Source organism: uncultured Cyclobacterium sp., from assembly GCF_963977555.1.
Lineage (GTDB): Bacteria > Bacteroidota > Bacteroidia > Cytophagales > Cyclobacteriaceae > Cyclobacterium.
This window is the reverse complement of sequence record NZ_CAXBPD010000003.1, coordinates 226,775-246,409: the sequence shown is the minus strand read 5'-3', so window position 1 is coordinate 246,409 and position 19,635 is coordinate 226,775. Positions and strand designations below refer to the sequence as shown.

Below are 19,635 nucleotides of genomic sequence, written 5' to 3'. Positions count from 1 at the left end.
TGGTTACCTTTCAAATCAAATTTGTGTTCTAATGGATCTAAAAATCAGGATTCAATCAGTCGATTATGGCTACTTGAAAGTTTGACAAAAGTTTGAATGAACATTTGTCTCCAAATTCTTCAATTACATTACCTATAAAATTCCTGATTTTCCTTTGTAACAATGTCAATGGGCATATAATAAAGTTTTTCAACAGAGAGGTTTAATGCAAGGGAATGGTACAAACTCATGATACCTTTATAACCTTGTTCTTCAGGTTTATGGCATATTAGAAAATTAATGGTGCCTTTCTCTAAGTGTTTTTGGTTTTCTTTAAGAAAATCATAACCCACTAACATGATATCCGTCCGCCCTCGCTTTTCCAGGTATTCAGCAACTGCAAAAACCCTTGAATTTGTAACGAAAATAGCCTCAATATCTGGGTTTTTTATAAAGGTTTTGTGAAGGAAGAGCTCTACTGATTCCTGATCTATGTCCTGAATGTTTAAATTAATGCAAGTGGCCTGGTTTGGAGGCTCTGAGAAAAACTTTTTAAACCCTGCTTCAATTTGAGTTAAATTGAAGCTTTTCTTTTGCTTTGCAATGTTTACAATTAGGACTTTAGGTGTTTTGGAAATCCCAAGTTTACATAGACTAGCTCCTACATAGCCACTTTCTAATAAAGGGGGGCCGATGTAAGACAGACTCCCTTCAGCTTCAATATTACTGTCTATGCATACCACAGGGATTTTATTGGCTTGGCAATAAAGAAAGAATTCATCAGCCTCTTTAACAAAGGAAGGGGACATCAAAACCCCATCTATATTTTTATCCTTGATTTCTTCTGTAACCTGAACGAAGGAAGCTTTATTTGTCAGGTCAAAAAGATAGTTTTCGACCGTAACTCCGTATTGTCTGATTTCAGATTCTGCTTTGGCAATGCCTTTTAATGGCGCTTCCCAGAAATCGGAATGTATGGAAGTTTTGGGTATAATAACTGCTAAATGAAAAACCTTTCCTGAGGACAATCTGCTAGCTAATACATTGGGCTGGTAGTTCAATTCTTTAATGATAGCCTCTATTTTTGCTTTGGTTTTGGCTGAAACTCCCGGGCGATTATGAATCACTCGGTCTACAGTTGCTATGGATACATTTCCTCGTTTTGCTATTTCTTTGACTCCCGTTTGACTGCTTGGTTTTTTCATATGCATTCCATCCTTATAAAGCTTCATTATAGTAAACAATCAATAGATGATAATGTAAAGAATTATTAAACTTATCCGTAGCTGATTGAATTGACCTTCAAAATTAAAAGAATAATTCGTTTTACCCCTACTTTTTCCAAATTGCTTCATTGCTCTCTCATCTAAGTGTAGTTGCTACCCCTAATTTGACCAAATTAAAGACAATCTGTTATTGTATTTTAGAAATCTGCTACTTCTTAATTAATTATAATTTCTGTTCTTATCTCTTCATTTCAACGCGTTTAAAACATTTACCAATTATTGAATGATTCATCCAATTAATCTGGTATCAACCAAATAGATTAACGGGCTTTTTTCATTACATCTGCTAATTTTATAGATTTGCCACCTTTGTTTTTGCTTTCATCAGCAGCCGTCATAAAGGCCAATATTTCTAATGTCTCTTCCGGCTGAACAGGAACCACTCCTGTTTCAAAGAAATTGGTAATCTCTTTTAATAAAGGTTCATATCCTCCATAAGGGCCAAGCACAATTGCACCCTTGTCAGTAAATACTGTGCCCCCAAAACCAGAATCTCCAGACCTTGTACCTCTGAAAGTACCAACCTTTCCATCCTCCCAAATGCCTGTTACAATATCAGTAAATGGGGTGTGGGTACGCGTTACGGATATACAGCCTGGGCCTAAAGCTGTAAATAAAGTTTCTACTCCATGGATTCCATACCAGTATAAATCAGGATGGGTAGCTTCCAGGCTTGCTGGGCTGTAAGTGTCTGCACCGACAATTATTTTACCTTCTAGTTTTTCTATTCCTTTTATGTATCGAAGAGAGGAAGCAGAAAATACCGGAACATCGTATTTTTTTGCTGCATCAAATATTGCTATTGCATCCTTTAATGATGCTGCCACAGGTTTGTCAATGAATACTCGTTTCCCAGATTTGAATACGTCCATGGCTTGCTCTAAGTGAAGTCGACCGTCATTGGTCTCTAGCAAGACTACATCTACTTTATCTAATAATTCCTGAATAGAACTGGTAATGGTGACATTGTATTCCTTAATTTTATTTATGTAGTCTGGTATTCTATCGGCACTTGAGGGTATCGTTTTGCTGCCATACGGGTAAGCAGCTACTACCTGGTATCCATGGTAACTTGCATTGTCTTTATTTCCATTTAAAACTTTAGTAAAAGCAAGACTATGAGAGGTGTCTAAGCCGATAATGCCCACATTTTTCCCTTCTATCAGGGAATTCCCGTAGGAGGGGAGCCCAATTGTCAAACCCAGGCCAGCAACTACTGAGCTTTTTAAAAAGATTCTGCGTTTTAATTGTTCGAGATTTTTCATGTCTTGTATTGAGTTGAAGTGGATAAAGGACAGATGGTTTATATTGAACGATTTTGGAACTTTAGGCTATATTCCCAGTTCTTTCAAGCATTCTTAAAGTTGTGCTTACAATTTAAAATCAAGATCTTTTAAAAATAAGGTTCAATGGGTTAGATTATTCGTTAACGTACACATCATTACTGGTAAATCTAGTGTTTTACATAATAAAAACAAATAAATATTGGTAATTGAATGCTTGTGTAGTTAATTAAATTACATTATTTTAAAATCAATGTGTTTTAGTTTATTATAAGGCAGTTCATTAGAATAATATATCCTAATAGGATTTTTTAGCTTAAATGGCTAGTTTTAAACTATTGGATAATTTGATTTTTAATAAGGGGTTTCAAAAACTTTTACTTCCTTATTAAAGTAAGATTATTTCTAATAATCAAGTTTGTGATACATGCCTTATTTAAAGGTGTTTATTGGGATTTATTTGTGTTTTCTTTATCTAACTTCCTTGTCTATTAGATAGGTAGAGCAGGATTTTTATTTAATCCGGTAACGTAAACATGTCACCAGTAAATTCCGATTTTAGTCCTTTTAATCTGGAAATCGATTGTAAAACTCTTGCTGAAAAATTGATGGATTATTTTACTCGGATGATTAAAAAAATGAAGTCCCCTATATGATTCAAATGATGATAAATGCCAAAGTTGAAAACAGTTTATTTCCGTTTATATATTAAACTAATTTGAAACTTTGTTCTTACAATATTCAAAATCCAGGCCATTAATTATGCATTAAATTAAATTTTATGAAAAAGGTAAAAGATTCGAGAAGAACATTTTTGAAGCAATCACTCGTAAGTGCCACAGCATTGTCTGTAGGGGGGATGCTTCCTGCTTTTTCTGCCAAAAGTTATGGAAACATCCTTGGTGCCAATGACCGAATTAAGGTATCCGTAATGGGGGTAAACAGCAGAGGTAAAGCTTTGGCAGGAAATTTTGCCAAACAGGACAATTGTGACGTTATCCATATTTGTGATGTAGATACGAGGGCTGCTGAGAAATGCATTGCACATGTGAATGAAGCACAAGGGTTTAGTCCAAAGGCTGTTCCTGACTTTAGGAAGAGCCTAGAGGACAAGGATGTGGACGTATTGGTAGTGGCAGCCCCAGACCACTGGCATGCCCCAGCAGCAATTCTTGCTTGCCAGGCAGGTAAAGAGGTGTACCTGGAAAAACCTGCCAGTCACAATCCAAATGAAGGAGAAATTTTAGTGAAAGTAGCCGAAAAATACAATCGAATACTTCAAATGGGCAATCAACGTCGGTCTTGGCCAAATGTCATCGCAGGGATTAATGAATTGAAGGCTGGGGTAATCGGTAGACCCTATTATGCCAAAACCTGGTACACAAATAATAGGCCCTCTATAGGTATTGGTAAAATTGCATCCGTTCCGGATTGGTTGAATTATGACTTGTGGCAAGGTCCTGCGCCAAGAACTGCATATAAAGATAATTACCTACATTATAACTGGCATTGGTTCTGGAACTGGGGGACTGGTGAAGCCCTGAACAATGGTACACATATGATAGATCTTGCCCGATGGGGCTTAGGTGTTGATTATCCTGTAAAAGTGAATTCTTCTGGTGGAAGATACAGGTATGCTGATGATTGGGAGACCCCAGACACGCAGACGATCAGTATGGAGTTTGACAACAATACCCAGATTACCTGGGAAGGCAGGAGTTGCAATGGACATACCATAGAAGGAGCAAGTGTTGGCGTAATGTTTTTTGGAGAAACAGGTGTACTGAAAATTGAAGGTGGAAATGCCTATACCATCTTTGACCTGAACAACAACATTGTCAAAGAGGTTAAAAATGACACCAAAATTGATCCAAGAAATCTGGCAAATCCTGCCCAGGCCCTCGACAGTGTACACATTCAAAATTTATTTTCCAACATCAGAGAAGGTGTACCTTTAAATTCAGATATTGTAAGTGGACATATCAGTACTTTATTGTGTCAACTTGGTAATATTGCCCAGTTGAGTGGAGAAACTTTAAATGTCGATCCAAGCAATGGACATATACTTAAAAACAAAGCTGCTAATAAATTTTGGAGCAGAGCGTATGAAAAAGGCTGGGAGCCAAAAGTCTGATGCCACTTTAAGTTAATTGACACGGCTTAAATGAGATTTACAAAAAGCAATTTCAACTTAGAAAATCTATGGTGAAGTTGCTTTTTTTTGCGTAAACTGGGTATTTAAACTCAAATGGGGTATAGGTTCCTATTGAATATAAGATACAATCATTGATTTTCCTTTGTGTACCAATTAAAGTTCAGAAAGGAAATACTTTGGGTTATTTAGATTTTTTAAAAAAAATTCGTTTATTTAAAAATTAATTCGGTAACGTTAACGAAAATTACTTGCTCAATGAACACAAGAAGAAAATTTATACTTACCAGTGCTATGGCTGCTTCAGGGTTAAGCCTCTCTGCTTTTTCTCCATTTTCTTATAGTAAAGATAAGGAAGAACCATTGAAAGTAGGACTGATAGGATGTGGAAGCAGAGGGCAAGGTTTGGCTTCCCTTATGAGAAATCTGCCCATGATATCCTTGGTAGCCTGTTGCGATCCGATTAAAGAACACCTTGATAAAGGCCTTGCCTATGCAGACAAAGGAGCAAAAGGATTTTCTGACTACCGGGAGCTACTAGAGAAAGGCAATGTTGATGCCGTTATTATTGCCACACCATTGTACCTTCATTTTCCAATGGCAATGGATGCCATTGATGCAGGAAAGCACATATACGTAGAAAAAACAATTACCTACTCAATAGAGGAAGCAGAAAAGCTGGCGCAAAGAGTGAATGGCTCTTCTACCATTTTGCAGGTTGGGCACCAATATAGGTATTATGCCCTGTACCATAAGGTTAAAGAAATCATTGACAAAGGCTGGTGTGGTCAAGTCACACAATTTGAATGTCAATATCACAGCAACCAAGACTGGAGAAAACCAGTGAAAGATCCTGCCATGGAGAGACATATTAACTGGAGGATGTACAAAGAATATTCTGGCGGATTGATGACAGAACTTTGCGCACACCAGATAGATATTGTCAATTGGTTTGTTGGTACTTCTCCTCAGAAAGTAACAGGTATGGGTTCCTTGGATTATTGGAAAGATGGACGAGAAAATTTTGACCACGTTCGAGCTACCTATTATTACCCGGAAGGCATCATGTCCAGTGTTAGTTCTGTATTGACCAATGCGTACAAAGGCTATTCTATGAATATTTTAGGTACTGAGGGAACGGTAGAGATCTTGAGGGACAAAGCATTTATTTATGCAGAACCCAAATATTTGGAGCTAGGGACGGTAGATGGTGTTTCAGGAGCAACAGTTAAAAATGGGTCAGGGGATAAAGGAGAACCAATTCCATTTGGAAAAAATGATGGTAAAGACTTAGACCCAACTTCCTATGCATTAATTGATTTTGTTGGTTGCGTAAGGGAAGGTCGACAACCTTTTTGCGATGTAAACAAAGGAAAAGACACAGCAGTGGCCGTTCACCTTGGCAATAAGGCCATGGAAGAAGAAAAATTCCAGTATTGGTCTAAAAGTTAGAATTGTTTTCCTTTCCCTCATTATAGCAAGGAGTAGAAAAACTGAAATCTGAAGGAGTTCAGTTTTTCTTACTTTTCCTAATTGGTCCAATGCATTAACCCTCAGTTCCTATTATTTCTCCATGCCAACCAAATATTTATTCTATTGGAGTAAGTAGTTAATGTGCGTATTTAACTTAGAGATTGAATATCTCTTAAACTTTAAACAAAGATATTGCAATGAAATTGAATGAATTAGACTTGGTGGTCATTGGCCTTTTTTTCTTGCTCATGCTCGTCATAGGTGTATATGCTTATTTTAGAAACAATGACGCTGATGACTATTTTGTTGCTGGCGGCAATTTACCATGGTGGCTTTCAGGAATCTCTCACCATGTGTCTGGATACAGTGGCGCCGTTTTTGTCGCTTATGCCGCATTGGCCTATACACATGGATTTGCTATATATACTTGGTGGGCATTAACCATTGGTCTATCGATATTAATAAGTGCACATGTTTTTCCAGTGTACTGGGTTAGACTAAGGAAAAGGTACCAGATACAGTCTCCGTTGGAGTTTTTGGAACGCCGCTACAATTTATGGACACAACAAGTGATGGCGTGGAGTGGCGTTATCCTCAAACTATTCGATGTAGGCGCAAAATGGGCTGCTATAGCACTTCTACTCAATGTTTTTACTGGGGTTAGTCTTCCAGTTGGAATATTAATATCAGGTGGGATTTCTTTATTGTACATAACTTTTGGAGGCTTATGGGCAGTTGTTATCACTGATTTTGCTCAATTTATTGTCCAACTACTGGCTGGCTTGGTCATGTTTGTAGTGGTCTTACAGCACCTAGGAGGAATTGAAGGGATATTTACATTGTGGGATAAACTTCCGCAACAAAATGGGCAACTATTCAATGAACCTTACGGAGTAGGTTTCGCCTTGGCTTTCTTATTTATCAACTTTCTTGCCTATAATGGAGGGCAATGGAACCTGGCTACCCGGTTCATTTCTTCTCCAAATGAAAAAGCAGCCACTAAAGCGGCACGTCTTTCCGGAATATTATATCTAATATGGCCACTAATACTGTTTTTCCCAATGTGGGCTGCTCCGATTTTATTGCCAGATTTGGCTGACCCAAGCAAATCCTACGGAGAACTCACCCTATTGTTATTGCCATCAGGTTTGGTTGGATTGGTCATTGCCTCTCTTTTTGCCAATACCATGTCCATGACCTCTTCAGATATTAACACTATATCAGCAGTAATTACCCGAGATATTTTACCGAATGTTTTCAAGAAAATCAAAAAAGGAAAGTCCTCTTTGTTTGTGGCGAGATTGACGACCTTCGTTTTTACGATGTTCACTATATTAATAGCCTTTCAATACGAATATTTTGGAGGCATTTTAGGCCTTATTATTTCTTGGTTTGGCGCTTTAGTGGGACCGATCGCTATTCCGATGCTTTTTGGTTTACTTCCGGTATTTAAGAAAAGTGGTCCTATTGCCGCAATAGGTTCTATAGTGGCTGGATTGATTACCTTTGTGGTAACAAAAAACATAGACGCATTAAGTTTGGCATTAGAAATTAGTTTACCCTTAATAGTCTCTACCCTTACGTACATTGTTGTTGGATTTTTTGAAGCCAACAGGAATGTAGAAAAAATAGCTGATTTACTTCAGTCCATTGAGAAAGAATAATTTACCTAATATGAATTTACATTTACACCAATCCCGAAATGAGATGGGGATCGCGGCTGCAAAAGCTGTTGAGGATAGAATTGAAGAACTTTTAAAAGAGAAAGAATATATAAGAATAATCTTTGCTGCAGCACCTTCCCAGACGGAGATGCTGAACTACCTTACTTCTAGCAAAAAAATCCAATGGGACCGTATAATTGGCTTCCACATGGATGAATATATTGGTTTGTCCAAGGATTCACCAGCGCTTTTTTCAAACTTCCTTAAGAGGCATCTTTTCGATTGCGTACCTTTTCATCAAGTTCATTTACTTGACGGTGAAGTAAACCCTGATATTGAAGTACAGAGGTATTCAAAATTACTCAATGAAGCGCCTATTGACATCGTTTGCTTAGGCATAGGTGAAAATGGTCATATTGCCTTTAATGATCCTCCTGTGGCTGATTTTAACGATTCTTTTACTGTTAAAAAGGTGACATTGGATACGCTTTGCAGGCAACAACAGGTCAATGATGGCTGCTTTGGCCAATTCTCTGAAGTTCCTGAAACTGCATTGACATTGACGATTCCTGCATTAACCAATGGAAATTACCTGTTTTGTGTGGTACCAGGAACTGCCAAAAAAGCTGCCGTATACCAATCCTTATTTGGTGAAATTTCTACCAGTTGTCCAGGTTCCATTCTTCGACAATTAGAAAATTGCGAATTGTTTCTTGACACAGGTTCAAATCCTTTTCCTATCCAAAAAGAAGAGAAAACCTTTAATATAACGGCTATTGATGTCCTGAGCAACCGACCCGTACTATTGAATACAATAAGCAATACCCGTGTACTATTGCCAGCAGATTTTGAGGTAGATGAGTATGTAGGAGAAGGTTTGGTAGACATTCAGATCAATGGCATCAAGGGAGTAGATTTTAATACGACCTTAACAAAGCCTGAAGCGATCTTGGAATGTACCAAGTATTTGCTATCTAAAGGCGTTACCACTTATTACCCGACGATTGTCACCAATGGCTTTGATACCATTTTACAACTGGTAGAGACCATCAATAAGGCTTGCCAAGCCTATCCTTTGGTAAATTCTTGCGTGGCTGGTCTTCACATAGAAGGACCCTTTATTTCATCAGAGCCCGGCGCTAAGGGCGCTCATCCCGAAGAATTTACTAGAAATCCTTCTATAGCATTTTTGGATCAGCTTCAAGAGATCTCTTTGAAACCAATTGCTTTAATTACCCTTGCTCCCGAGTTAGAAGGAAGTGAAGAATTTATAAGAATTTGTACTAAAAGAGGGGTCAAGGTGTCTATTGGACATTCATTGGCCACCGGAGCACATGTACAAATGGCAAAAGATGCAGGTGCATCCCTGGCCACGCATTTAGGCAATGGTGTCCCTTTGAATTTGCAACGCCATCCTAATATAATATGGGAACTCATGGCTCAAGAAGGAATTTATGCCAGTTTGATAGCTGATGGCTTTCATTTACCACCTTCCTTTTTAAAGGTTGTTTTCCGTGCAAAAGGTGATGAGTGCTTGCTTGTAAGTGATGCCACGTGCTTTGCTGGTATGGCTCCGGGAGAATATGATTCACCCATTGGTGGAAAGGTTGTTTTGGAAGCAAGTGGAAGGTTGTCTATGAAAGGTGCCAATGGATTATTGGCAGGGGCAGGTAAGGACCTGTTGGAAAATATAGATTACTTGCTTGAAAGTCAACTATTGTCTTTGTCTGAAGCTTGGAAAAAAGCCTCAGTGCTGCCATTAAAATACATGGCAGGTGATAAGGTGTCGAATAAGGATTGGGTACTGTTTAAAGTCAAAGACAAGGTAGTAAACATACAGAAAGTCTATAAAGATGGGGAATTGGTCTCCGACCAAACACTAGAAAAATAATATTTTTTATACTTTCCTAATGTGTTCATATGGGGGTGGGAGTGTTATCAAGTTAATAGCTTTGGTAAACTTTCCATCCCTGTTTTTTTTACTGTTGTTGCTCAAAAACTAATACAGCTAACCTTTTGTAGTGTTTATTCGTTTGGGAAATTGCGATTAGGAAAATAGCGCTGCTTGTAGTTTACCTTAATGAGGGTTGGTTTTAATAAGTTTGTCAGATATTTGTTGGGGAATTAACTAAAAATAAAATGCCATACACGTATGATTATCCAAGACCCGCCTTTACAGCTGATGCTGTGGTATATTGTGCTGAAGCCTACAAAATCTTATTGATTAATAGAAAAAATCCTCCTTTTGAAGAAAAATGGGCATTACCAGGTGGTTTTGTTGAGAAGAATGAACTGCCTATAAACGGATGCTTAAGGGAATTGCATGAAGAAACAGGCCTTCAACTCACAGGAGGCCATCTATTAGGTGTTTTTGGGGAAGAGGGGAGAGATCCCAGGGGATGGACTGTAAGTGTGGCTTATCTGTTTGAAGTCGATAAGGCCTTATTGGAGAAGGTAAAGGCTGGATCAGACAGTCAGGAGGTCGCTTGGTTTTCTATTTCCGAACTTCCTGCCCTAGCATTTGACCACCTGGATATTATTAAAAGCGCTGGCTTATAAGGCTGCGCTACATTTCAGGATTTAGTTTTAAGCTTTTTAGTTACAGTGCTCAAATCTGTAATGTGACAGATTGAACAATAGAATTTCTTTAGTAGATCGGTTGTCTTAATTTTTCACCGCATATTTAATCAGTTCTTCAAGCGGAATGAGTTCGAGGGTTTTTTCATGTGTTGCCTCAAGAATTACACCCGGTGCCTTTTTTTCTTGATAAGCGTGGAGCCATCTGGTAAGGCAAACGCACCACTTGTCACCCGGTTTAAGCCCAGGGAAGTCGTATTCTGGTCTTGGAGTGGATAAGTCATTGCCTGTTGCAAGGCTGAAATTTAGAAAGTCTTCAGTCATCACGGCACACACGGTATGTTTTGCGGTATCAAGTGCATCCGTTTGGCAGTATCCATCCCTGTAGAAACCTGTTATTGGGGAAAGGCAACAGGGGATAAGTGGTTCGCCAAATACATTATTAGCCATATTTTTAGGGGAAGTAAAATTAAAAAAGTGCCATGAAATTTTCATTCATGGCACTTTATATCTATTTGTTTACCTAGATTTTAATAAAGCGATTAGCTCAATTTAAACCTGATAGGCAATCTCATTTTTACCCTAACTGGTCGACCTCTTTGTCTCCCTGGTTCCCAAGCTGGAGCATTTTTCACAACTCTTACGGCTTCTTCATCACATCCTCCGCCAACACCCCTAAGGATACCAACATCTTGGATAGATCCATCCGTATTTACTACGAATACTACGTAAACAGTTCCTTCAATTCCCATTCTTCTTGCTTGAGTGGGGTATTTTAGGTTTTTAGAAAGATACTTGTTCCATCCTTCCATTCCACCCGGAGGGGTTGGCATGTTTTCCACAACATCAAAGATCTCATCTGCTTTTTCAACAACAGGAGCTTCTTCGATTACCACTTCCTTGATTACTGTTTCTTCCTGAACATCTACGTCGAAGTTAACTTCAATTTTTTCTTCGATTTCCACTTCATCAGGAATTTCTTTAATCTCCGGCTGCTCTACTGGTGGCGGCGGTGGAGGTGGTTGTTCCGTAATCGGAATGTCTAATAATTCCTCAAAGTCATCATCGATCGATCCAAGGTCTTTAAGTAAACCATCGTCAAATGATTTGTACTCAAAGGCAAAGAGGACCAGACCAACACTGACCATTAACCCAAGATTTAGGAACATTCCCGTCTTTTTGGTTAAGTCAGCTTTTGGTGTTTTTTTGGCTTCCATGGTTATAACTCTTTTTTAATTTTTGTTGATTCAGTTTAATAATTCCAATTAACAATCATAACAAATAATTTTTATTTATACAAGGACGCTGCCCCTCTTATTCAAATAAATAAAAATACCTGCACCTATAATTACGCCTACAATATTCGTGATAATATCAAAATAGTCAAATGACCTTCCTGGTACCAATCTTTGTAAATACTCTGTCAATATAGCAATAAAAATCCATAAAACTAAATAATTAGTAAATAATTTCGTGCTATTCTTCCTATTTATGTTTACGTTATGACGCACCACTCGGTTCCACAAGAAAGCCATACCCACAAACATCCCAAAATGAATGACCTTATCTGATCCATAGAATTTTGGTATATCCGGTACATTGCTAGCTGGGCTAAATAGAGCATAAGCCATGCCAAATGACCAGAGTAGTGCAAGAGTGACTTTTTCTCTCAAATGAATTACTGTCCTATAAGGTTTTTGTATTCTTCTTGCGTCAGTAAATCTGTATCATTTTTCTGATCCCATTTCACCTTGATCATCCAACCCTCTCCATAGGGGTCTTCATTTACCAATTCAGGAGAGTCCTCCAGAAGACTGTTCAGTTCAAGAATCTCACCATTGATAGGCATGAATAAATCAGAAACAGTTTTTACTGCTTCTACGGTTCCGAAAACCTCTCCGGAATCCATGGAATCACCTACTGTTTCTACTTCTACAAAAACAATGTCCCCCAATTCTTTCTGGGCGAAATCAGTTATTCCTATAGTAACAGTTTCACCGTCTATTTTGACCCATTCGTGGTCTTTGGTGTATTTTAAATCTTCTGGAAATTTCATGCTAAATGTTTTAACTGTTCAAAAATACGATGTTTCTAGATAGTACAAAAAATTATTGACTTAAATTAAATGTTAATTGTCCACCAAATGCTGTGGAACTAGTTCTATAGGCAGTAGAAACCTTTGGATCATTAATGGTTCTGTCAAAATAGAATTGAATATTAAGTTTTTGATTGACCACATATCCTACACTAGGCCTTATTTGAACGTTAAGATTACCGTTCGTAAGTGTATGCTCTCCTTCTATTTTTCTCTGGATCGTGTTGGTGTCTACAATTCTGGTAGACACTCGAATCGTAAGGTCATTGTTAAGTACTTCTTGCCTTCCCTGTATCTTGAAAGGAACTTTCACACCTGCTTTGGTATATCCAAGGTCAAACCTAAAATCCTGACTGCCTTGTTCGGTAACTTGTGCATTGGAAAAGTTCAAACCAATGTTTCTCTCGGTGTTGTATTCAAAGCTAATATTCATTCGGTCTTTGGTAAGCAAGTCCACACCTATCAGAGGTGCAAACCTTTCCGATATCACTACTTGATTCAGGATCATTATCGGAATATAAGAACCAAATTCATCTGTCATACTCGCCATAGGAAGGCGCTGTAAAGTGTTGTACAACTCTAATCCTTCTTGGTAAATAAGCGCATTAGAAAAATTACTTACTTCATAAGATGAAGTGTAATTATGAGTCAAATTTATTGATGAAAAGTATTCATTCAATGCGGGTAATCTTGCCAATCCTCTGTATTCCACTCTCCAATTAGGTAAAGGCATTTTAGGGAATGGATTCAGGGCAATGTCAGTAGCTGCCTGACCTGAGTAAGCTGCTAGAAATGCAGGAATTAATACATCTTGTCCATTCACATTATAGCTTCCTCCAGGGTTTTCAATTTCAAGCCGAGATTGAATGACAGCTCTGTAGCTTTCGAATTCTGCAAATAATGGAGAGTTATTTTGAGCGTCCTGTTTGCTGAAAACGGTTTTAAGTACATTATAGGAAATACTATAGCTTCCTAGCCTGTTAGGATTAATGGATGCAAAGTCGTCTTCCCCAGGGCCATTTCTCCTGAATATTTCACTGTAGTTTCCGTTTTCTCGCTTCCTAAACTCAAGCGTGATTTTAAAGTCTTTAATGGGTTCTATCAATGAGCTAAGCTGAAGGTTTCTGGATTCGTTCTGACTAAAAGCTTGCGTCAATGAAGAACTGGAAGCCAATGCACCTCTATTGGCCATATTGTACCTAATGCTACTATTCTGTTCACCGAAAATAAAACCTAGGCCCGGATTGATAAAACTTCTATCCATGCCAAATAGCCCTGTATTGGGCATATAGCCAGGGAGGTAAGTACCTTGCGTGATCTGGTACCTAAAGTTTACATCCTTTAACATCATCATGAACCTTAATAAATTTGATCCAAATCCGTCAGTTGAAAGTACTTTTTCTTTTTCACCATCTTCTGGTTCATCTGCATTTGGAGTAGGTCTACCTGGAATTGTAGGTCTCTTAGGTGAATTTAGCGCATTGAGCCTTTTATTTTTATTGTACAATTGAACCAAGTCAAGCTTGCCTGAAATCGACCTGTCTCTAGAATTCTGAATTACATTGCCCAGCGTATCCCTTTGACCTAGGGCCCCGGTGATCCAGCCATAGGTAGCTTCATACCTTAGGTCAGCACTTATCCAGTCGGTAAGCGGAAACTTGTCTAGTGGGACTTTATAATTGACGACAGCTTGCTGGTTGTAATTGGTCGTCCTTCCTAGTTTTTTTATATTGTTTCTCAAAGAATCTAGTTTTGCCTCCGTGTCTAAATCTCCTTCTGGTTCATCTACTACAGCATTTACACTTGAGCTTAGATCAAAGGATAGATTTTCGGTCAAGTCCCAATTGAGGCTATAAAAACGATTTAAATAGAAGCTTTTCTGGAAAAGTGGATCAACGCCTGCAGTAGTCAATAGATCATTCCTATTTTGAGTTCGCATAAAACGCCTGTCCACATCCAATCTTGCCGAAATGAGACTTGGTGAAAAGTTTAAATTGAAGTCTTTAAACAGTTGCAAATAACGGCTATTAAATATCCCCCATCCTTTGAAAGGAGTGACTATTAGCGGGTCAGGTTGATAATTATAAGCAATGCTTCCACGTGTGGTTTCATAATTGTAGCTCTCTAGCTGAATATTACTTTGTGTAACGGAGCCGTAAGCATAGGAAAAGGAGAAGTTCTCTAATGCATAGATGCGGTTGGTTTCTTTCTCAGGGTTTTTTAACTTTCTTACGTTATTAAGACTAAAATTCCTGCTTTTGGATTGATCCATCACCAGGTTCTGATATTCTTCTTTTTCAGTATCTGACCTGAATTTCTGAAGTGCAATTTCGAAAGGTACATCTGGATTGAGTGGGTCAAACTCTGGTTTGGTAGAAGAGTTTTCAATACTTGCATACAGCGGTATACTTACCCCAAGTCCTTTTGGTAACAGTTTATCTACGTTGACATTGGCAGAAACGTCATATTGAGTGGTCGACTCTCTTGCTCTTTCAGAAAGGCGGGTTTCTAAACCTCCAAAGCCGAAGGTATTGTGTCGGATGGAAGAAGAAATGGTAGCTACATCTGCAATTTGAGCATTTAGACGCGCATTGGCTGCCCATCCAGAAGACTTATTGAAGTCTGTAGCCCTCAATTCATTGGCCCAAAGACAGATAGATTTACTAGCGCCACCGATTCCAGGGTTTCGAACACCTATCATCATTCCTTGAATATAACTTAATTCAGGCCTACCAACAACGGTGATCTTATATTGCCTCACCATGACAGAGTAGGGGAGGTTTTGAGGTTGCTGGTTATTGTCTCTTTCTGCTTTGACGCCTACTATTTCATCAAATGCCACATCTATTTCATTTTCCGAAGGCCAGATTTGGCTCGGGTCCCTAGTGCCTGTTGGAGTGATATTTAGGGGTACCTCTATTTCATAGTAGTTGTCGGTGTAATCTGTACCCAATCTTAAAAAGGCCGATAACTCCCCGTCTTGTGCATCCTGACTATCGGCGTGCAAAAACATCTTTAGCCGACCATATTGTACGAGGTCTTGATTTACATTTTTAAAGACTGCCCTTGAGTCTCTGCTTTGAAGGTTGTCGATGCACAAGCGAAGGGATTGTTCGTTTAGTTGTCTTTCTACGGTTGAGGTATTGTCCCTGTCTCTATTGATGCCTGGAGGCAATACATAAGGGCTTTGATTGTCGCTGCCTTGTCCGTTTTCTTCAATATTTACCACACCAACGGTCAGATTGGAATTGTCTGGCTCAGGTATTTCAGAAAAGCCTTTTTCAAACAATGATTCTTGAAAGGTTCTCCATTGGCTACCTACCAACCTAAACTGAGCCATTCTTAGGACCACTGGTTGTTGGAAATCTGTTAGATAGGTCCTAATGAATCGAATGGATTTATAACCCGAAATATTGCCGTAAGTGGCGCTTGGCTGACGGATGGGTATGCGGAAAAGATACCAATCGACTTCTTCGCCATTTTCTATAGAGGAAACCTTGTCTACGATATTGTTTTCACCGACTTCTAAACCAGTTGGGCGTAAATCTATCTCATATTCATAATAACTCTCTACCTCGTTGATGGTGTTGTCATTGTTGAGGTCTTCATTGTCAGGGATGTTAGAGCCAGATGGAGTGTATGGCAAATTACTATTGGCTGTAATAGGTGTATTGCCTTCCAGGCCGTTAAATTTCTTGTATCGTTCTAGAATTTTTATATCGTTGTTATCAAATGCTGGATCAAGGTAATATTGGAAATCATCAGCCGCGGGGTCAGCCTGTATTTTCTGCAATGCTTGTGAATTCACATTAAGTCTATTGATATACCTGGCGCCATAAAATTCAACCTCTTCTTCGCTACTCAGACCATTTAGCCCTACATCCTGGTTTTCTCTAGCCTCCGGGGAGTTGTCAAAAGCAGGGGTCAAAAATTGCTGACTGGTTACTTTTCCCCATTCGTTGGTTGAGGTACTTGTTTCGGATCCATCTGCCGGAAGTCCGTTTTCAAATGCATGTCTGCCGTCCACAATCACATCTTCAGATACTTCTCCAAGATTGAAAACCAACTTACCACCAGTGGTATTGTTCTCATTGAAAACACCATCCAATACCCTGCCGTTTTCACCTGTAATAAAGGGATCCATCATCCAGAATTCTATGTATTCAATGTTCGTCCTGTCAAAATCTACTTCCGATGTAATGGCTCTGGTGATTCCTCCGTAATTTTCTCTAGGATTGGGCAGTAGGCCGTCACTGTTGAGACTCGAATTGAAATTATACATGCCACGCTCATGTGGGAAATAGGCCAAATCAAAAAGAGGTTCATTTGTAATCATATAGTCTCGATACCTTCCTTGGAAAATTTCTTGCGGAAGTACCCTTCTTACATAATGATTTCTTCTGTCCTCTGTGGATATATTCGAAGGGACTCCTGTACCTGAAGACCTATAAAAGACATTGTCCACTGTATACCAGGATAACCGAGCTCTTCTATAAGCACTACCTAATCTGTCTTCTGTCAACTGACTAAGGTCAAATTTATTTTCTGCGGTGGCAGGGGTAGAAGAAATCTTCCAGTTTTGAGTGCCTGTTCCTAGGTTAAAAGGAATGATAGCCGTTTCAAAATCATCAATATAAGATGCACCTTCTCCATCCACCTGGTTGGAAGTCCCTGGAATAAGGTGAGCGAATTCCCCACTAAACTGAATTAAAGATTTTTCTTTGGTTTCGGTAAAGGGGAGTGCATCGGCCAGTTTGGTAAGGAACAGGGATTCATCATTGTAATTGACATCGAGACCCCAGAGGCTATTTCTTAAGGTTTCATTTCCTGTAGCAATTCTGGAAATATTGGGTCTTTCATTCAGGTACAAAAAGGTACCACCAATATTAAAATTTTCATTGACCATATAATCCAGCCGGGTTCCAAGTAAACTTCTTGTTTGAAAGGAAACTAAATCAGCTTTTTCAAAGCTAACACTAATCGTTTTACCGGATTGAAGGATACCTTCATTGATAATTACGACCCTGCCTATATTATAATCCACTGTATAATCCACCCCTTCTGTAAGTGGGATGTTTCCTGCTGTTATGATGACCGAGCCTTCACTGATGTTGAGGCCAGGCAACATGATTTCTGAAGCCGAACCTGAGCTAAAACTGCCTTTTAGGTAGTACTTGTTCAATAGGGTGACTAATTCTGCATCTGCCTGTGTGGTTCGGTACAATGTGTCGTATACGTATTTGTCTTTAAGGTTTACTTCTGCAGGGGAAAAATAACTTTCAAGGGTTTTACCAAAGGGCTCAATGACGGGAAAAATGACTAAACCTAATTGAGGTTTGATTGTCAATCCATTGACAAAGTCAAAATTGCCATCAGGTTGAGGGTCATTTTGTGGGTTTAAGTTGTCTAAATTTAACAATCTTATTAAAGGAATGTCTTTCACATTCGCGCCTTCCAAAAGGCTGGGGTTGTCCAAACCTGTTCGGTCATCTCTATAAATGATTTGCAATTGAAAACCTTCTTTTTCGATCTGATTGGCATTCAGATTGTATATATTTTTCATCATTAGGTCCCAAGTAGGGATCTTGGTATTGATCCTTGCCGGACGAAGCATTTTCAGAAAGATGACATTTTCTTCAGACAAATTTTGGTAATCCTCAGATAGCTCTCCTACTTTAAAACTTTGTCCATTATAAGTGTACTCGTAGGATACCGCAATTACTTCATCATTTTGAAGTTTTCTGGAAAGACTAAAGTACCCCAACTGTCTGTCAAAAGTGTATTCATTCTCAGCTAGTTTTCTTGCGCCGTTTATTTGCTCAAATTCTACCCCTCTTTCAATCCCTAGATCGTTACTTATAGCTGTAGCAGCAGTTTCAAAATTCCGGAATGATGGATTACCTTTTAGATTGCTAAATAGTTCGTTCGCTGTATTGGAGGCTGGCGCTTGTGGATTACCTCCTCCAATATTGGGATTATTGGGATTGTATATTGTTTGCCCTTCTCCCAAATCCATGAATGCAGCAAAATTCCGAAGGGTTTCGGTATTGTTGGCTCTGTTCATGATGTATACTTCCAATCGGGTAATCTGTACACCAGAAAGTACCTGAGGCAAACCTCTCAACCAGTTTTCGTAATTATTTCTAAAGAAATGACCAAGGAAAAAATGTCTGTTTTCATCATAATCGGAAGCCCTTATTTCAAAAGGTCTGCCTTGATTTCCTCCTTCAATCACGATTTCATCTCTTCTACCTCTTTGCGTTGACGCAACAGTTGTCATAAAGAGTTTCCCAAACTGCATTTGGGTCTTTACGCCAAATAGGTTTTGAGCACCTTGGATCAAACTATTCTGAACAGGCATACTTACATTACCTATTTCTATGGATTTTAAAATATCCTCCTCAAATCCAGCATATTCTACTTTTAACTGGTTTTCGAAGTCAAAGGAATTATTACTGTCAAAGTTGGCTCCGATGCGTACTTTTTGGCCCAGCATTCCATTGACACTCATTTGGATTTGCTGATTGAAATTGAAATTGCCTGTCTTTTGTTGACGTATTGGTATTGATGGATTGTCTATTCTTCTGAAAATACCCCCAAAATCCAGATTCACATTACCAGTGGGCACGATTGTGATCTCACTACCTCCGAATAGCCGATCAAAAGTTGGACTCATTGTAATAGGAGGTATGAGGCCTCTGCCGCCAACTGCACTTTCTCCATCTAAGCCTCTTGAGCGGTCTCTCCAGTATTGTTGTCTTATCCGGTATTCTTGCATACGTGAATAATCGTCAAAATCCAAAGAATAACCTGGGTCTAAAGAAGTCGAATCCAAATTTGAATAGATTTGAAAATTAACGGCAGTATCCACTTCCACTTCTACCCTTTGGTTTTTTTCGGGCTTTAAAAGAAAGGGTGAATCTCTCCTTATAAAGGGGTTTTGATAAGGATATAGTGGCTTTGTATTGAGGTTGTCCCACAATAAAAAAGAGGGTAGAGACCTTCTTTTGTTTAAAGTGTCCATCAGACTTGGTAAGCTGTCAGATGGAATAGTGGCAGGCACTTGTTGGGCATATGTACCCGATAAAGACATCATGAACACTAAAAATAACACTCCTGTACGGAA

At 38.8% G+C, this 19,635-nt stretch carries 12 protein-coding genes; 5 read left to right on the top strand and 7 right to left on the bottom strand.

What is annotated here, in order from left to right:
* Positions 1-128 precede the first annotated feature (128 nt).
* Positions 129-1,211, bottom strand: coding sequence for a LacI family DNA-binding transcriptional regulator (locus AAC073_RS05060; protein WP_339922754.1), 1,083 nt, complete (start codon positions 1,209-1,211; stop codon positions 129-131).
* 314 nt (positions 1,212-1,525) lie between these two features.
* Complete coding sequence (locus AAC073_RS05055; RefSeq protein ID WP_339922753.1) at positions 1,526-2,530, bottom strand: Gfo/Idh/MocA family oxidoreductase; 1,005 nt, start codon at positions 2,528-2,530, stop codon at positions 1,526-1,528.
* A 799-nt stretch (positions 2,531-3,329) separates the two neighbouring features.
* Here AAC073_RS05055 and AAC073_RS05050 point away from each other — a divergent pair.
* The 5 genes from AAC073_RS05050 (at position 3,330) to AAC073_RS05030 (ending at position 10,396) form a co-directional block, all read left to right on the top strand.
* Positions 3,330-4,682, top strand: a complete 1,353-nt coding sequence (locus AAC073_RS05050) for a Gfo/Idh/MocA family oxidoreductase (protein ID WP_339922752.1) — start codon at positions 3,330-3,332, stop codon at positions 4,680-4,682.
* Between the two features lie 276 nt (positions 4,683-4,958).
* On the top strand, positions 4,959-6,152 hold the full coding sequence (locus AAC073_RS05045; protein ID WP_339922751.1) for a Gfo/Idh/MocA family oxidoreductase: 1,194 nt from the start codon (positions 4,959-4,961) through the stop codon (positions 6,150-6,152).
* 218 nt (positions 6,153-6,370) lie between these two features.
* Positions 6,371-7,837, top strand: coding sequence for a sodium:solute symporter family protein (locus tag AAC073_RS05040; RefSeq protein WP_339922750.1), 1,467 nt, complete (start codon positions 6,371-6,373; stop codon positions 7,835-7,837).
* 10 nt (positions 7,838-7,847) lie between these two features.
* Positions 7,848-9,728 carry a 6-phosphogluconolactonase gene (locus AAC073_RS05035; protein ID WP_339922749.1) on the top strand — a complete coding sequence of 627 codons (1,881 nt, stop codon included), beginning with the start codon at positions 7,848-7,850 and terminating at the stop codon, positions 9,726-9,728.
* Positions 9,729-9,976: 248 nt separating this feature from the next.
* A complete protein-coding gene (locus AAC073_RS05030; protein WP_339922748.1) occupies positions 9,977-10,396 on the top strand; it encodes an NUDIX hydrolase in 420 nt (139 codons plus the stop codon).
* A gap of 105 nt (positions 10,397-10,501) precedes the next feature.
* On the opposite strand, the gene AAC073_RS05025 is transcribed toward AAC073_RS05030, so the two are convergent.
* The 5 genes from AAC073_RS05025 to sprA form a co-directional block, all read right to left on the bottom strand.
* Positions 10,502-10,864 (bottom strand): DUF2237 domain-containing protein, encoded by a 363-nt coding sequence (locus tag AAC073_RS05025; protein ID WP_339922747.1) that lies wholly within the window; start codon positions 10,862-10,864, stop codon positions 10,502-10,504.
* A gap of 92 nt (positions 10,865-10,956) precedes the next feature.
* On the bottom strand, positions 10,957-11,631 hold the full coding sequence (locus AAC073_RS05020) for an energy transducer TonB (protein ID WP_146948280.1): 675 nt from the start codon (positions 11,629-11,631) through the stop codon (positions 10,957-10,959).
* Positions 11,632-11,706: 75 nt separating this feature from the next.
* Complete coding sequence (locus tag AAC073_RS05015) at positions 11,707-12,045, bottom strand: VanZ family protein (RefSeq protein ID WP_339922880.1); 339 nt, start codon at positions 12,043-12,045, stop codon at positions 11,707-11,709.
* A 47-nt stretch (positions 12,046-12,092) separates the two neighbouring features.
* On the bottom strand, positions 12,093-12,470 hold the full coding sequence (gene gcvH, locus AAC073_RS05010; protein WP_339922746.1) for a glycine cleavage system protein GcvH: 378 nt from the start codon (positions 12,468-12,470) through the stop codon (positions 12,093-12,095).
* A 52-nt stretch (positions 12,471-12,522) separates the two neighbouring features.
* Complete coding sequence (gene sprA, locus AAC073_RS05005; RefSeq protein ID WP_339922879.1) at positions 12,523-19,533, bottom strand: cell surface protein SprA; 7,011 nt, start codon at positions 19,531-19,533, stop codon at positions 12,523-12,525.
* Positions 19,534-19,635: the final 102 nt, after the last annotated feature.

Excerpts from the sequence above, each read along its gene's own strand:
- AAC073_RS05050 (WP_339922752.1), top strand. The coding sequence starts at position 3,330 with ATGAAAAAGGTAAAAGATTCGAGAAGAACATTTTTGAAGCAATCACTC.
- AAC073_RS05045 (WP_339922751.1), top strand. The coding sequence starts at position 4,959 with ATGAACACAAGAAGAAAATTTATACTTACCAGTGCTATGGCTGCTTCA.
- AAC073_RS05025 (WP_339922747.1), bottom strand. The coding sequence starts at position 10,864 with ATGGCTAATAATGTATTTGGCGAACCACTTATCCCCTGTTGCCTTTCC.
- AAC073_RS05030 (WP_339922748.1), top strand. The coding sequence starts at position 9,977 with ATGCCATACACGTATGATTATCCAAGACCCGCCTTTACAGCTGATGCT.
- AAC073_RS05035 (WP_339922749.1), top strand. The coding sequence starts at position 7,848 with ATGAATTTACATTTACACCAATCCCGAAATGAGATGGGGATCGCGGCT.
- AAC073_RS05040 (WP_339922750.1), top strand. The coding sequence starts at position 6,371 with ATGAAATTGAATGAATTAGACTTGGTGGTCATTGGCCTTTTTTTCTTG.
- AAC073_RS05015 (WP_339922880.1), bottom strand. The coding sequence starts at position 12,045 with ATGGCTTATGCTCTATTTAGCCCAGCTAGCAATGTACCGGATATACCA.
- sprA (WP_339922879.1), bottom strand. The coding sequence starts at position 19,533 with ATGGACACTTTAAACAAAAGAAGGTCTCTACCCTCTTTTTTATTGTGG.
- AAC073_RS05060 (WP_339922754.1), bottom strand. The coding sequence starts at position 1,211 with ATGAAGCTTTATAAGGATGGAATGCATATGAAAAAACCAAGCAGTCAA.
- gcvH (WP_339922746.1), bottom strand. The coding sequence starts at position 12,470 with ATGAAATTTCCAGAAGATTTAAAATACACCAAAGACCACGAATGGGTC.
- AAC073_RS05020 (WP_146948280.1), bottom strand. The coding sequence starts at position 11,631 with ATGGAAGCCAAAAAAACACCAAAAGCTGACTTAACCAAAAAGACGGGA.
- AAC073_RS05055 (WP_339922753.1), bottom strand. The coding sequence starts at position 2,530 with ATGAAAAATCTCGAACAATTAAAACGCAGAATCTTTTTAAAAAGCTCA.